General features: G+C 65.4%; 11 protein-coding genes and 1 pseudogene. 3 read left to right on the top strand and 9 right to left on the bottom strand.

Annotated features, from left to right (window positions below; all coding sequences use genetic code 11):
- On the top strand, nt 1-1,148 hold a 1,148-nt coding region (locus H8A92_RS35490), incomplete at its 5' end, for a Spy/CpxP family protein refolding chaperone (RefSeq protein WP_229199970.1).
- A 30-nt stretch (nt 1,149-1,178) separates the two neighbouring features.
- On the opposite strand, the gene H8A92_RS35485 is transcribed toward H8A92_RS35490, so the two are convergent.
- The 4 genes and pseudogenes from H8A92_RS35485 to H8A92_RS35470 all read right to left on the bottom strand — a co-directional run bounded on the left by H8A92_RS35485 (nt 1,179) and on the right by H8A92_RS35470 (nt 4,769).
- The gene (locus H8A92_RS35485) at nt 1,179-1,529 is read right to left on the bottom strand and encodes a hypothetical protein (RefSeq protein ID WP_229199969.1); all 351 of its coding nucleotides are present in this window, start codon (nt 1,527-1,529) and stop codon (nt 1,179-1,181) included.
- 26 nt (nt 1,530-1,555) lie between these two features.
- Nucleotides 1,556-1,757: pseudogene (locus H8A92_RS35480) on the bottom strand (LysR substrate-binding domain-containing protein); the annotation flags it as partial.
- A gap of 21 nt (nt 1,758-1,778) precedes the next feature.
- The gene (locus H8A92_RS35475; protein ID WP_233285732.1) at nt 1,779-3,176 is read right to left on the bottom strand and encodes a cytochrome P450; all 1,398 of its coding nucleotides are present in this window, start codon (nt 3,174-3,176) and stop codon (nt 1,779-1,781) included.
- Nucleotides 3,177-3,596: 420 nt separating this feature from the next.
- The gene (locus tag H8A92_RS35470) at nt 3,597-4,769 is read right to left on the bottom strand and encodes a fumarylacetoacetate hydrolase family protein (RefSeq protein WP_229199967.1); all 1,173 of its coding nucleotides are present in this window, start codon (nt 4,767-4,769) and stop codon (nt 3,597-3,599) included.
- Between the two features lie 139 nt (nt 4,770-4,908).
- Here H8A92_RS35470 and ppk2 point away from each other — a divergent pair, with 139 nt between their 5' ends.
- Both ppk2 and H8A92_RS35460 read left to right on the top strand, forming a co-directional pair.
- On the top strand, nt 4,909-5,871 hold the full coding sequence (gene ppk2 / locus H8A92_RS35465; RefSeq protein ID WP_229199966.1) for a polyphosphate kinase 2: 963 nt from the start codon (nt 4,909-4,911) through the stop codon (nt 5,869-5,871).
- A gap of 375 nt (nt 5,872-6,246) precedes the next feature.
- Nucleotides 6,247-7,125 carry a transporter substrate-binding domain-containing protein gene (locus H8A92_RS35460; protein ID WP_050629626.1) on the top strand — a complete coding sequence of 293 codons (879 nt, stop codon included), beginning with the start codon at nt 6,247-6,249 and terminating at the stop codon, nt 7,123-7,125.
- A gap of 124 nt (nt 7,126-7,249) precedes the next feature.
- Here the strand turns inward: H8A92_RS35460 and H8A92_RS35455 are convergent, their stop codons facing one another.
- The 5 genes from H8A92_RS35455 to H8A92_RS35435 all read right to left on the bottom strand — a co-directional run.
- A complete protein-coding gene (locus H8A92_RS35455; protein WP_229199965.1) occupies nt 7,250-7,918 on the bottom strand; it encodes an amino acid ABC transporter permease in 669 nt (222 codons plus the stop codon).
- A gap of 55 nt (nt 7,919-7,973) precedes the next feature.
- Nucleotides 7,974-9,233 carry an NAD(P)/FAD-dependent oxidoreductase gene (locus tag H8A92_RS35450; protein WP_229199964.1) on the bottom strand — a complete coding sequence of 420 codons (1,260 nt, stop codon included), beginning with the start codon at nt 9,231-9,233 and terminating at the stop codon, nt 7,974-7,976.
- A gap of 4 nt (nt 9,234-9,237) precedes the next feature.
- The gene (locus H8A92_RS35445; RefSeq protein WP_229199963.1) at nt 9,238-9,996 is read right to left on the bottom strand and encodes an SDR family NAD(P)-dependent oxidoreductase; all 759 of its coding nucleotides are present in this window, start codon (nt 9,994-9,996) and stop codon (nt 9,238-9,240) included.
- Nucleotides 9,997-10,071: 75 nt separating this feature from the next.
- The gene (locus H8A92_RS35440) at nt 10,072-11,154 is read right to left on the bottom strand and encodes a zinc-binding dehydrogenase (protein WP_229199962.1); all 1,083 of its coding nucleotides are present in this window, start codon (nt 11,152-11,154) and stop codon (nt 10,072-10,074) included.
- Between the two features lie 117 nt (nt 11,155-11,271).
- Nucleotides 11,272-14,909: autotransporter outer membrane beta-barrel domain-containing protein (locus H8A92_RS35435; protein WP_233285731.1), on the bottom strand; the 3,638-nt coding region annotated here is incomplete at its 5' end.

Here is a 14,909-nt window from a genome sequence, read left to right as displayed (position 1 = left end):
GCCCGGGCGGCTTGCGTAATCCGGCGGCGCGCGCCGCGATCATGACGGCCGCCGCCGGCGCGGCCTGGGGATATCACAACAACAATGGCGGCTGGTGGTGGCGCCATCCTCATGGCGGTTTCGGCTGGGTCGGCCCGGTGTTCTGGCCCTACGCCTATTACGATCTCTATAACTATGCCTGGTGGGGCGACGACTACGACCCGTACTTCTGGGACTACGGCTACAATGACATCTACACCGGCCTGTTCGGTCCCTATGACTACGATGCCTTGAGCGGTTATGCCGACTACCTGCCCGGCCGCGCCGGTCCGCGGCCGCCGGTCACCAGCCGATCCGGCGCTCCCTATCAAGCCAACGCGCTTGCCGACATGTGCGGCAGCGACACGCGCGATATCGCCGGCTTCCCGATCGAGCAATTCCGCAGCGCCATTCAGCCCAATGACGAGCAGAGTGCTGCGCTCGACGAACTCGCCAGCGCGTCGCAGAAGGCGTCCGAGACCATTCTCAACTCGTGTCCCAAGGACGTGCCGTTGACCGCGCCGAGCCGCCTCGCCTCGATGCAGCAGCGCCTCCAGGCCATGCGCGACGCGGTCGGCATCCTGCAACCGGCGCTGGAGAAATTCTACGGCCTGCTCAGCGACGATCAGAAGGCGAAGGTGACCGCGCTGGCGGCGAACCGGCAACGCACCGGGCGCGAAGCGGCGTCAGGCAACGGCAATTGCAACACGGCGCAAGCCGCCGCCATCGCATGGCCCGGCGAGATCATCGAACGCGACGTCAAGCCGACCGACGCGCAGCGGGCGAGCCTCGATGCCTTGCGGGATGCTGCGACGAAGGCCGAGGACGTCTTGAAATCGTCTTGTCCGCCGACCGACGCGCGCACGCCGCCGGCCCGCCTTGCGGCGGTCGGAGCCAGACTGGATTCCATGCTTCAGGCGATCGGGACGGTACGTCCTGCGCTCGACACCTTCTACAACGCGCTCAGCGACGAGCAGAAGGCGGCCTTCGACGCGGTCGGGCCCGAGCGCGACGGCAACAGGACCGCAATGGCCGCAACCGACGACGAATCCCCACGAAGCCATCATCGCCGCCACCACCGTCACGGCCCGAATATCGGAGGCATGATCTTCCGGATGATGGGCCTGTAAGGCTCACCATCGCCCTGCGCGCATGGCCCGCTAAGGCGCGATCCATATGCCCATGACGATGATGACGAGTGCGACGGCGATCACCAGCATATCCGTCGTGAGCCAATCGGGCATTCCATTTGATGGCTGCTCGCTCATGTCCACGACTCCTTCTGTTCGCGTCGAGCCGACATGCTGGAACGGATCAGCGCGAACGAAGATGAACTGGTTCACATAACGGCGCGACAAGCGGTCGCTCCGGAATTCGCGCATTTGCGCGCGCTCAAGTTGCGGCATGCGATTGATCTGCCGCCCAGGTTTCTGAACATGTTCGGCAACGAAGGCGGCTACCGCGAACGGTAGCACATCATCGCGCAGCGCGCAGTCGGATCGCGCGACCAACGACGCGGACGCACTTGCCGCTCCACTCACACCTTGCCGCGATATCTCAACGCGTCGACCAGCAGCGAGAATGCAGGCGATGCCTGCCGGCGGCTGGGATAATAGGTAGCCGGAGAACAGCGGGCACCAGTCGCCTAGCACGCGCATCAGCCGGCCGCTCGCCAGTTGCGGCTTCGCCTGCCCTTCGGTCATGCAGGCCAGACCAAGTCCGTTGACCGCGGCGCTCAACCAATGCGATGCCGCCTTGTTTCAAGGCCGCCGTTGTGTCGCCCTTCGGCTGATCGCCATCGGCAGTCCATGCGCCGGACGCAGCGTGATGCGCTGGAGCGGCTGCACGTCGGCATGCGGCAGCAATCTCATATCGAAGTCGCGGATCAGAACCGCAAGCACGATGGCGGCCTCCTGCAGGGCGAACGACGACCCGATGCAGGTCCGCGGCCCGACCCCGAACGGCAGATACGCGAACCGTGGAATTGCGCCGCGCGCCTCGGGCAGGAAGCGCGAGGGATCAAACGCATCGGAACGATCCCACAGCATGCGATGCCGATGCAAGACGTAGGGCGCGATCACGATCAGGGATCCCGCGCCGACGGCTAGATCGCCCAACCTGTCGGCCTCGCGCGCCATCCGGCTGAGGGCGGCGATCGGAGGATAAAGTCGCAGCGCCTCCTCGATCACTGCCTTCGTCACGATCAGCCGATCAGCGAGGTCATCCGCTGGATTGTTCAGCTCCCGTTCGGCCTCAGCCATGACACGCGCGCGCCATTCAGGCGACTGCGACAGGAGAAAGATCGACCAGGCCAGCGTGTTTGCCGTCGTCTCATGCCCCGCGGAGAGAAAGGTGAGAATGTTGGAGCGGATCTCCCGCTGGCTCAATTGTCGTCCGGTCGCGGGATCCGGCGAGCGCAACAACAATGCCAGCAGATCGTCCGGGCCCTTGGCATGGACTGCACGACCTCGGCATCTCGTGTCGATGATCTTGTCGATCACGGCCTCGAAATAAGCCATCGTCGCGCGCAGGCGGCGATGCCCTGGGCGCGGCACGTATTTGGGCACACCGAGCAGATCGAGCGCGCCGATGCGGCCGATCACGCTGAAATAGGCATTCATGGCCATTCGGAATTCGTCGAGATCACCGCCGATGCCGTCCGAGAAGATCGTCAGGGCGAGCACGTTCAGCGTGACCAGCGTCATGTCGGCGGCAACGTCGACCGTGGCACCGGATCCCATCGTCGTCCATTTCGCCGACAATTCGTTGGCGGCAATCAGCATCGGCATCGTGAAGGAGGTGACGGTGCGACGCGCAAATATCGGGGCGAGCGTTCGCCGCTGCATCTCCCAGCGCTCTCCTTCGACACTCAGGAGGCCATCGGACAGTCCGGACGAGAGAATGCGGCGCTGGATCGCGTCTTTCGGATAATTCTTCGAATGATCCAACAGCACGCGCTTGATGGCGCCTGGATCATGAACCACGAATGCGTCGGTGAACGGCAGGCGGAGCTTGACGATGGGCTCGCGGAATAAATCCTCGCTCCAGCACTCAAGTGGATTTCGCCGCAACCTGGTCAGCAGCGCGACAAATCCAAGCCGGCCTTGAGGAGGCTGCGGGACAGGGGGGCAATAATCGGCTTCGTGGCACTGCAACATAGGCCACCGTGAGAAAATTCGATGTACCAGCGGATAATAACAGGAAAAACGATCGGTTCCTCAAGCCGCGTTTCGTGTTGCAGCACGAAACCACGGCGGGCGCGGCCGCGATGACGATATGTGCGTTGCCGATTTCATGCCGTTCGGCAGCGTGACGGCGAGGTATGCGTGATCGGCTGTGACCAAGTGAGGCGGGCACGGGAGGAAGGGTTCCCTCCCCCCTTGCGGGGGAGGGTTAGAGAGAGGGGTACCACACGACGTGCTCTCTCAATGTGCTTTCGCAATACGCGACCGACATTACGAAAGCGACATACCCATTCATCATCTCGCCCGGGGCTTACCCCTCTCCCCACCCTCCCCCGCAAGGGGGGAGGGAGCCTGACGAATATACTCACCTCACGATGGATTCAGCTCCTATCCTCACAGCACCTTGCGCTGCGCCAAATTCTTCATCAGCGCGCCGACGCCAAACGTCCACGGTTCGCATTCGTCGCTGCTCCGCATGCGGTTGACGAGCTTGCCGAGTTGGGGCGCTGCGATGGTGACGATGTCGTCGCGCTTGTGGGTAAAGCCTTCGCCCTTGGCGTCGCGGTCCTTCACCGGGGCGAACATCGTGCCGAGGAACAGCGCAAAGCCATCAGGGTATTGATGCACGGGGCCGATGGTCTGCGCGACCAGGTCGGTCGGGTCGCGGCTGATCTTGCTGATCGAGGAATGCCCCTCCAGCACGAAGCCGTCGGCACCTTTCACAGTGAGGCCGACATCCATCTTCCTGACGTCGTCGAGCGAGAAGGTCTGGTCGAACAGCCGCAGCAACGGGCCGATCGCACACGAGGCGTTGTTGTCCTTGGCCTTCGACAGCAAGAGCGCCGAGCGGCCCTCGAAGTCGCGCAGGTTGACGTCGTTGCCGAGCGCGGCGCCGACGATCCTGCCGGCGCCGGAGACGACGAGCACGACCTCCGGTTCGGGATTGTTCCAGGTCGATTTCGGATGCAGCCCGGCATCCATGCCGGTGCCGACCGAGGACAATGTCGGCGCCTTGGTGAACACTTCGGCGTCGGGACCGATGCCGACCTCGAGATACTGGCTCCAGGCGTTCTGGTCGATCAGCACCTGCTTCAGCCGCATCGCCTGCTCGGAGCCCGGCTTCAGCTTGGAGAGATCGTCGCCGACCAGGCGCACCACCTCCTTGCGGATCGCCTCCGCCGACGACGGATTGCCGCGCGCCCTCTCCTCGATCACGCGCTCCAGCATCGAGATCGCGAAGGTGACGCCGGCGGCCTTCAGCACCTGGAGATCGACCGGCGCGAGCAGATGTGGCCTCGTCTTGTCGCGGCCATCGGGCGGCGTGTTGGCGAGGATCGCCTCGAAATCGCCGATCCGCTCGCCGCGCGTGGCGTGCAGGGCGCTCGCGGGATCCGCGTCCTCACACAGCGCGCTCACCGTGGGGAAGCGCGCGGTGACGTCGAACACGCCGTCGCTCCGCACCGCGACCACGGCCGGCCCGCCCGCCTGCGGCAGCCAGACCCGCCCGACCAGCGTGCCGCGTGTGCCGTCCTCCGGCAGGGTGTCTCTTGGCGTGAGCGAAATCATCGGCATCTCCCTTTTTTCGTCTTGTTAGCACAGTCCGCCCTGGGGCGTGAAACAGCGGTCATGCCGATGTCATAGAGGGGTAACATCGCCCGTCAATGCTGCCGTCCGATCCATCTAACACACTGAAAGACGGACGTTCATGACCGCCTCCGACCTCACCGACGAAGCCGCCCGGGACGAAGCCGCCCGAGATGAAGCCTTGCGCGAGGAAGCCTTGCGTGCCCGCATCCATCAGGAGATGGCCGACAGCCTCGACGAGGAACTCGAGCTCGAGCTCGACGACGTCAGGCTCGACGAGCTCGACCACGACGGGGCCGTCGGACAACCGTCGATCGACCGCAAATTCTATTTCCGCGAATTGCTGCGGTTGCAGGGCGAGCTGGTCAAGCTGCAGGACTGGGTGCAGCACGAAAAGAAGAAAGTCGTCGCGCTGTTTGAGGGCCGCGATTCCGCCGGCAAGGGCGGCGTCATCAAGCGGATCACCCAGCGACTCAACCCGCGCGTTTGCCGCATCGCCGCGCTGCCGGCGCCGAACGAGCGCGAGCGCACGCAATGGTACTTCCAGCGCTATGTCTCGCATCTGCCGGCCGGCGGCGAGATCGTGCTGTTCGACCGCAGCTGGTACAATCGCGCCGGCGTCGAGAAGGTGATGGGGTTCTGCACCGACGAGCAGTACGAGGAATTCTTCAATTCGGTGCCGGAATTCGAGCGCATGCTGATCCGCTCCGGCACCATTCTGCTGAAATACTGGTTCTCGATCACCGACGAGGAGCAGGCGTTCCGCTTCTCGATGCGGATCCGCGATCCGCTGAAGCAGTGGAAGCTGAGCCCGATGGACGTCGAGGCGCGGACCCGCTGGGAGCTCTACACCAAGGCCAAGGAGATCATGCTGGAGCGCACGCATCTGCCAGACTCACCATGGTGGATCGTCGATGCCGTCGACAAGAAGCGCGCCCGGCTCAACTGCATCTCGCATCTGTTGAGCCAGATCCCCTACCAGCAGGTCACGCACCAACCGGTGGTGCTGCCGCCGCGGGTGCGCAACCCCGACTATCACCGCGGCCCGATCCCGCCGGAAATGTACGTGCCGGGGCAGTATTGATGGTGGTCGCTTCCCCTCTCCCGCTCCTTACGGGGATTAGGGTCCGGGGCTGCCTCCGCGCCAACGGTGAATGTCAGGGCTCGCCGGGCAAGGCGCACTATTTCTGAATAATAGAATAATGCCACTGATTTGCCCGACATGTCAAGTTGCCGTGTCGAATGCCGGACGCCGCCGGCTACTGTGCATGGGGTTGTTTTCGATATTTTGGCAGTGCGCCCCTGCGAAGCAAGCCATATGCGATAACCGTGCCGAAGTCGGGACGAGGTAAGACGGACCAGCACTTGGGCAGCTGCGCCTACTAATGGCGCAGGTTGCTACTATTGCTGCGGTCGAACGCCGACGCTAGGCTTCCCCATCTGGTGCAGGGAGGCCCGCTTGACTCAATCCGACGACATCAAAATTTCCGAAGATCGCCGCGACGCGCTGCGTTATGCGCTCGGGATCGGCAGCGGCGCTGCGCTCGCGGCCGCCATGGCCACCCCGGCCGCGGCGCAGACGCAAGCCGACAACACGCTGGATCGCATCCGCGCCAACAAGGTGCTGCGCATCGCCGTGCTGCCGGGCGAGCTGCCCTATTTCAACAAGGATCTCGCCACCGGCACCTGGTCCGGCTTCTCGATCGAGATGGCCAACGACCTCGCCAAGCTGCTCGACGTCAAGCTGGAATATGTCGAATCGACCTACGGCAATTCGATCCTCGATTTGCAGGCCAACAAGATCGATCTCGGCTTCGCGCTCAACCCGACGCCGCAGCGCGCGCTGGTGGTCGATTTCACCAATCTGGTGTTCCCGCATCCGTTCGGCGCGATGCTCAAGAAGGGACTGGAGGCCAAGACCTGGGCCGACATCAACAAGCCCGAGGTCAAGATCGCGGTCGATGTCGGCTCGGCCAACGAGGCGGTGGCGCGGCGCTTTGCGCCGAATGCCACCATCAAGTCGCTGAAGTCACGCGACGAGGTGATGCTGGAAATGTCGTCGGGCCGCGTCGATTGCGTGGTCAATGCGCTGGTGCTCGGGCTGACCGCGATCGCCAAGAACCCGAACCTCGGCACCTACAAGATCCTGGCTTCGCCCTCGGTGACGATCGCGAGCGGCACGGCGGTGCGGCGCGAACAGGACAAGCGCTGGCGCGATTTCCTGTCGGTGTGGATCGACTACAACCGCGGCATCGGCCAGATGCGCGAATGGTTCGTCAAGGGCCTGGGGCTCGCCGGCGTCAAGCCCGAGGATGTGCCGGTGGAGCTGAATATCTGACCGGTGATGCTCTCACCTCAGGAACTCGTCATGCCCGGCCTCGTGCCGGGCATCCACGTCTTTTGTTCAGGCAAGCAAAGACGTGGATGGCCGGGACAAGCCCGGCCATGACGGTGAGAAAGACTCACACCTTGTCGTAAGTCAGCCCGCGCTCCAGCCGCCGCGCCACCAGCGTCGACGGGAACAGGATCGCGAAATAGATCAGCGCCACGATGGTGTAGACCTCGAGCGGGCGGTAGGTGTCGGCGTTGATCAGCGTTGCGTTGTAGACGAGATCCGGCACCGCGATGATCGAGACCAGCGAGGTGTTCTTCAGCTGTGTCACCGACTGGTTGACGTAGGGCGCCATCATCGGCTTCAGCGCCTGCGGCAGGATCACGAGCCGCATCAAGCGCCAGCCACGGAAGCCGAGCGCCTTCGCGGCATCCCACTGCCCGACCGGCACGCTCTCGATCGAGCCACGCACGATCTCGGCATAGAACGCGCCGCCATAGAGCGAGAGCACGCTGACCGCTGCGACATGCGCCGGGATGTTGACGCCGATCACGACCGGAAATGCGTAGTAGAACCAGATGATCTGCACCAGCAGCGGCGTGCAGCGGAAGGTTTCGATATAGGCGATCAGGAGCCAGTCGATGACGGGAATGCGCCGCAGCCGCAGCATGCCGACGATCAGGCCGATCAGCGTGCCCAGAATGATGGTGCCGATCGTGTAGGCCATGGTCCAGCCGAGCCCGAGCCAGAACAGATGGCTGTACTTGGCGAGGATCCCGAAATCCCAGACGTAGTTCATCCTGCCCCTCGGTTGCCCGCTTGATCCCCCAGCATCGCAGGCAGCCTTGCGCGTGTCACGCGATATACCGGTCCGGCGAAAACGCCTTCACCGCGAATGGTGGCGCAGCGCCTGCGATCATCGCCGCGATGGCGGCGCCCGTTCCGGGACCGGTGGTGAAACCGATATGCTGGTTGCCGAAGGCGAGCCAGAGCCCACGATGCCGTGGCGCCTGCCCGATCATCGGCAGACTGTCGGGCAGCGTCGGCCGCGCGCCGCGCCAGCGCTCGCCGACCGCCTCGCCGAACTCGGCCACACTGCGCGCCATCGGCACCACGGCCTCGAGCTGCGCAAAATTCGACGGCGCGTCGCGCGCGGTCAGCTCGACGCCGCTGGTGACGCGAATGCCCTGCTCCATCGGCGTCATCAGAAAGCTGCCCTCCGCATCATGGATCGGGCGCAGCAATTTGCGTGCCGGGTTCGGCACGAAATGCTGGTGATAGCCACGCTCGAACGCCAGCGGCACGCGGTAGCCGAGCGGCCGCAGCAGTTCGGCCGACCACGGTCCGAGCGCGACCACGACATGGCGCGCGGAAATCTCGCCGTCGGCGAGCTGCACGCGCCAGCCGTCGCCAACCGGCTCGATCCGCCGGATCTCGGATTGCCTGATCGTGCCGCCGCCATTCGCAAGCAGCTGCGCATAGGCCTTGACCACCGCGCCGGGTGAATCGACCGATGCCGTCTGGCTGTGCAGCAGGCCGACACTGTAGGCAGGAATGATGTTCGGCTCGAGCGCGGAGATCGCCTGGCGATCGAGCACCTCGCTCTTGACGCCGAATTCGGCGAGCGCCGCCTGTTCGGCCTTCGCGGTCGCAAGCCCGTCGCCGCGCCAGGCTTTCAGCCAGCCGGTCTCGCGGATGCGATGGCCGGCGCCCGCCTGCACGATCCAGTCGCGATGCAGGGTCAGCGACGTTCCGATCAGGCCGTGCAGCGCGGCGGCGCGTGGTTCTGTTTGCGCCGGCGTTGCCGTGGCGAGGAAACGGACCACCCAACCGGCATTGGCGATGGCCCATGGGAGATTCCAGCGCAGCGCCGGATGCGTGTTGGTGAGGTATTTCGGCAGGTTCTTCAGCAGCGCCGGCGTGTTCAGCGGCAGGATCGAGCCGGACGAGATGATGCCGGCATTGCCGTAGGAGGTTTCGCTGCCCGGCTCGCGGCGATCGACGACGACCACGGATAGCCCGCGCTGCCGCGCGGCGAGGCCCGCCGAGACGCCGACCATGCCGGCGCCGAGCACGGCGACATCGACCAGTTGTGCTGGCGTGCTCTCGCTCATGCCGTCACATCAAGGTCAGGCCGCCATCGACCGGCAGCGTGGCGCCGGTGACGTGACCCGCCTCCGACGACAGCAGGAAGGCGACCACGGCGGCGATCTCGTCGGGTTCGGCCAGCCGCTGCATCGGATTGGCCTTCGCCACGCGCTCCCAGGTAGAGGAATCCAGTGCGCCGAACAGGCCGGGATCCTTGCGCGTGTAGCCCGGCATCACGGCGTTGGCGGTGGCGCCCGAGCCGGCGAGCTCGATCGCCAGCGACTTCACCAGCACTTCGAGCGCAGCTTTCGCGGCCGCCGATCCCGGATAGGTGGCGCCCGGCACGAAACGATGCGGCCCGAAGCTCGATACCGCGACGACGCGGCCCCCGGCACTGCGCATAAGGTCGGATAGCGCGGCCGCTGCGATTTCATGGAATGCCGCCGCCATCACGGCGAAAGCGCGCTCCAGCGCCTCGCGTGGCAGGCTGGCGAATTCGCGCCGGTCGGCAAAGCCCGCGGCATGCACGATCGTATCGATCGGCCCGAACGCGGCGCGCGCTGCCTCGACCAGCGCGATGCCCGCGCCGGCTGCGGCGAGATCGCCGGTCGCGATTTCGACCTTCGCGCCCTTGCTGCGGCATTCCTCCGCAACCGAATTCAGCCGCGCAAGCCCGGTCGCCTCGGCGCCCTGCCCGTGCAGCATCAGCGATTGGCCGGGGCCGGCGAGCCGGCGCGCAACCGCAGCACCAATGCCGGAGCCGCCTCCCGTGATGATTGAAACGCGCATGAGGTCGATGCTTTCAGAGGACCGCGAACTATAGGTTCGGCGTCATGAAATGCAAACCGCGCGCCATCAACACCACTAACGCCACGGCTCGACCAGGATCTTGGTGTGCGCCTCGGGATTGGCGAGATCGGCAAACGCCTGCGCGACGCCGTCGATGCCGACGCGGCCGGTGACCAGCGAAGCGGCATCGACCTGGCCCTCCGCGATCAGGCGCAGCGAATAGGCGAACTCTTCCGGCGTGTAGCCGAGCACGTACTGGACGTTGAGCTCCTTGATGATGCCGAGCATCGGCTCCGACTTGTCGGTCTCCATGCAGACGCCGACCACGACGACACGGGCACTGCGCGGCGCGCCCTCGAACACCTGCTGCAACACGCCGGGCACACCGACGCATTCGAAGATCAGCGCCGGCTTCAGCGGCGGCAACAGCGCCTGCATCGGCGGCCGCGCCGCCTTCTCGGCGTCGGACATCTGGGCGTGCTCGGCCCAGCTCGCATAAGGCTGCGTCCTGGCGGGATCGACCACGACGTCGGCGCCCATCTTCTCGGCGAGCTTACGCCGCGCCGGTGAATAGTCGGCGGCAATGATCGGGCCGAGCCCCCTGATCTTCAGCGCCGCGATCACCGCAAGACCGACCGGCCCGCAGCCGATCACAAGCGGCACTTCGCCGCCCTGGATGTTGGCCATCGCGACTGCGTGCACGCCGACCGCAAGCGGCTCGGTGAGCGCGGCGTGCTCGGCGGCAAGGCCGTTCGGCACTTCAAGCAGCAGCGGCTCGCTGAGCAGCATCTGCTCGGCATAGGCGCCAGCGTAATCGTTGGAATAGCCGATGCCTTTGGGGCCCTCCGGCGTCAGCAGCGCCGGCAGCGAGCACACGCGCGTGCCGGGCTTGAACTTGCGCGTGGTGCCCGGGCCGTAGTCGAGCACCTCGCAGCAGAACTCGTGGCCGAACACGACGTCGCGCGACAGATCCATCGGCGTGCGGCCGGGCAGGAACTTGCTCAGCTCCACCATGCGGTGGGCGTGCTTGCGCGCGTGCAGATCCGAACCGCAGATGCCGCAGGCGAGCGATTTGACCAGCACCTGTCCGGCGCCGGGCTTCGGCTCCGGCATCTGGTCGACGACAATCTCGCCGTTTCTGAAGATCGCTGCGCGCATGTTCCCTCCGCGTGGGTTTTGTCCCACTCATTTTGATGTGTATTTCGTCTCGCGAAATACACCGTCGCGGATCAAGTCCGGGCAGGCTTTCGCTTCAAGACGCTATAGCACGGAGGGTCACCACGTATAGCGCATAACGCCCTTGCCGGCGTACGACCGGGTGACGTTGGAGAACTCGCCTTCGAAGGTCGCGGCCGCCGACCAGCCGTTGCGCCGCTTCATCTCGAGCGAGGCCGTGGTCAGTGCGGAGTCGCTGGCCTGCGCCGCACCGTTGACCACGAAGGCCGCGCCGGGCAGCGCCTGGAAGACGGCGCCAACATTGCGGTTCGGGTTGAAGTCATGCGCCCAGGCGACGCGGCCGCGCAGCGTCAGGATGCCGCTGTCGACCGCGAACGACTTGTCGCTGCGCAGGCCGAGCTCGCTCCTGACGTCGGTGACGCTCTTTGCGGCATAATTCAGCGCGAAGGCGCCGCCGCCCGCGACCACGGTCTCCGCATAGCTCGGCAGCTCGAAGCTGGTGAACTGGGCCGCCGCGTAAGGCGTCAGGCCCATCCACGGCGTCGCATACCGATAGCCGCCCTCAAGGCGTCCCGACCACGCATTGGCATTGAAGTTGGCACGCAGATGATCGGCGCCCGCGGCGGTGACGATGCGGTCGGTGGTGATGTCCTGCCAGCCATAGGCGAGCGCTGCGCTGAGATACGCCGCACCGACGGTGTGGCGGACGAACGCGCCGGCCTGGAACAGGTCCGAGCGGCCCCAGCCGAGGCCGTTGACGCTGAAGCTGGTGCCGCCGCCGGCGAGCGCGATGCCCGCAATGGTGTTCGGTGAGAAGCGGTAGTCGGCGCCGACCGCCGTCCCGTAGACGCTGCTGCTGGAATTGTTCGAGCCCAGCACCGCATTGCCGCCGGTGGTCTGCGATCCGCCATAGCCTGCTGCCCAGATGCTCCAGCGTTGATCGAAGTCGAGCTGCTGCGGCGGCGCCTTGGTGTAGATTGCAGCCAGCGCGTCGCGCGGCTCGGTCTTGCGCGCCGCGTAGGCCAGCGTTGTGCTCTCCTCGGCATAGGGCGTCGCCGCCGCGCCACCGCCGAAGCCGCCGTCGCGCCCGGCGACGAACGGATCGGTCAACAGACCGAGGAACTGGTTCATCGCGTTGAACGTCGCCTGCTGCGACCCGGTCGCGCCCTCGCCCGAGGCCTGGGTCAGGCCGTTCTGCGAGAGTCCCGCGTACGCCACGTTGATGCCGCCATTGGCGTTGAAGAAGTTCTGCAGCGTCGCCGCGACATTGCTCTGGTTGACGTTGAGCTTGGATTTCGTGGCGTAATCGAGCGCGAAATTGAGATAGGCATTGTTCGCGTCGTAGCCGAGCGTCGCGATCAGTCCCGACGGCAGCCCGGTCGAATCGACGCCGGCGAACGCGCCGCTGCGGCCACCTGCGGCCGACAGGATGGTGTATTGCCTGGCGATCGTGCTGCCGGCGGCGACGCTGGCGCCGACCGATCCGGCGAGCGTCGCGGTACCGGTCACCTTGGCTGATGTCGACGCGGTGGAATTCAGTCCGACGACATACAAAGCGCCGGACTGGAAGGCGAGATTGCCCACAACGTTCAGGAACGTGCCTGGCGTCGCATTGCCGGGCATCAGGATGCCGCCGCTCGCAATCGTCGTGTTGCCGACAATGCCGCCGCCGGAGAGCGCACCGCCAGAGTTCACGGTCACCGAACTCGACGACACGATCGAGCCGTCGACTTGCAGGATGCCGCCATTGACGACCGTGCTGCCGGTATAGGTGTTGACGCCCGAGAGAGTCAGCGTGCCGCTGCCGGTCTTTTCCAGATTGCCAGGCCCGGCCGGGCCGCAACCGCAGGGATCGGAATCGGCGATCACACCGCTGACGACGGTCGAGAGATTGTTGCCGCCGACCGCGAGCGTGTTGCCGCCACCGATGTAGTAGGTGCCCGAGCCCGCGATCGAACCTGCGGTGAGGCGACCATCACCGTTCGGCCCAAGGCTGCCGCCGAAGTCCACATAGCCGGTTCCCTGGGTGATGAACTGCGCATTGCCGCCGGTCGCGTTGTCGACGAACGTGACGCTCGCGCCGCTCTCGGTCGTGATCATGGCGTTTCCGGCCGTCGCATATGCGGCAAAGATCAGCGCGCCGCCGGTCCGGTTGGTGATCGTCGCGTTGCCTGCGGTCGGCGCCTCGGACGCGTCGCCGAACGTGCCGAAATAGGTCAAGCCGCTGTTGTCGATCGTCGCGTTCGCCGCGGTGCTGCTCTGGAAGAAACTGATATAGCCGGTGGCGGACGTCGTCATCTTCGCCGACGCCGCCGACGAAAATCCGAGGAAATACGTCGAGCCGACGTTGTTACCATTGGTAATGGTGGAATTGCCCGCGGTGCTGCTGTCGCCAAACACCGTGGCGCCGAAATTCCGGTTGACGATCACGGCCGTCGACGCCGTCGTGGAATTGTAGAACGTCGTGCTGGCGAACCCGTTGAAGCCGTCGTTGACGATCTTGGTGATGCCCGCCGTGTTGGCGTTGACGATCTCGAACCTGCCATTGACAGTGACTTCGCCGACGATCGAGGCGGTGTGGCTGGCGTCGCCGAGTTGCAGCGTTGCGCAATTGCAGATCGTGGTGCCGCCGGCATAGGTGTTGGAGCCTGTCAACACCACGCGGCCGAGGAAGGCCGAAGCGCCCAGCACTGACAGTCCACCGGCGCCGCCAATGTTGCCCGAGTAAGTGAAGGTGTATCCGTTGCCGTCGATGCTGCCGCCGGTGGCGTTGACCTGTGCGTTGTTCGCGATCGTGTAGTTGCCGCCGGCCTGCAACGTGCCGCCGTCGAAGGTCAGCAGGCCAGTACCGATTGCTGACGAGACAATCGCGCCCGGCGTGCCCACGGTGTCGACGCCGACTTGCAGCACGCTGCTGCCGCCGGCAATGCCGCACGCAGTGCCGCAGATCGTGGTACCGCCGGTATATGTATTCGCGCCGGACAGCACCAGCGTGCCGCCCCCGTTGAGCACGATATCGCCGGCACCGCTGATAGGCCCCGACATCGTGTTTGTGGTACCGGCGGCGACGGTGATGACGGGATCGCCGTTGATGACGATGGTGTTGGCGATGTTGAAGCCGTTGCCGTCCAGCACCAGCTTGGTGAGACCGGCAAGCGTCTCGCCCATCTTCAGCGTGCCGCTGCCGAGTGCATTGCTGTTGCGGATGACGAGCGTCGATCCGTCGCTCACCGAGGTGCCGCCGGTGTAGGTGCTGGCACCGGTAACGATCAGCGAGCGCCCAGCATCCAGCTTGACGGCAACCGAGGCGTCGGTGGCCAGGCCATTGAGGCCCGTGATGCCGGAGATGGTGACATCGCCCGACGCGCCGGCCGCGCTGGTTTGCAGGAACGTCAGGCTGGCACCGACGCCATTTGCAATCGCAAGATTGCCACTGAGCGTTCCACCGATCGACGTCAGCGTATTGGCTCCGCCGGTGAAGCCGATCGCGTTGCCCTGCGCGCCCGGGCCGCCGCCGCCGGTGATCGTCCCGCTGTTGATGATGGTCAAGCCGCCACCGACGATCCCGGAACCGCCCGTGCCTGCTGCACCGGGCTTCCCCCGCGTGCCGCCGGTGGACGGCTCGCCTTGATTCGCGTCGACATCGGACACCTGCGCGCCGCCACCACCGCCCGCGCCACCGGAGATCGAGCCGGAATTCCTGATCGTTGCGCCTGGCGCACTGACGACGATGCCGG

This window comes from Bradyrhizobium acaciae, assembly GCF_020889785.1.
GTDB classification, from domain to species: Bacteria; Pseudomonadota; Alphaproteobacteria; order Rhizobiales; family Xanthobacteraceae; genus Bradyrhizobium; species Bradyrhizobium acaciae.
This window is presented reverse-complemented; position numbering and strand designations above follow the sequence as displayed.

Coding starts and splice junctions, on each gene's coding strand:
- H8A92_RS35470 (WP_229199967.1), bottom strand. CDS start 4,769: ATGATTTCGCTCACGCCAAGAGACACCCTGCCGGAGGACGGCACACGC.
- H8A92_RS35455 (WP_229199965.1), bottom strand. CDS start 7,918: ATGAACTACGTCTGGGATTTCGGGATCCTCGCCAAGTACAGCCATCTG.
- H8A92_RS35445 (WP_229199963.1), bottom strand. CDS start 9,996: ATGCGCGTTTCAATCATCACGGGAGGCGGCTCCGGCATTGGTGCTGCG.
- H8A92_RS35440 (WP_229199962.1), bottom strand. CDS start 11,154: ATGCGCGCAGCGATCTTCAGAAACGGCGAGATTGTCGTCGACCAGATG.
- H8A92_RS35475 (WP_233285732.1), bottom strand. CDS start 3,176: ATGTTGCAGTGCCACGAAGCCGATTATTGCCCCCCTGTCCCGCAGCCT.
- H8A92_RS35450 (WP_229199964.1), bottom strand. CDS start 9,233: ATGAGCGAGAGCACGCCAGCACAACTGGTCGATGTCGCCGTGCTCGGC.
- ppk2 (WP_229199966.1), top strand. CDS start 4,909: ATGACCGCCTCCGACCTCACCGACGAAGCCGCCCGGGACGAAGCCGCC.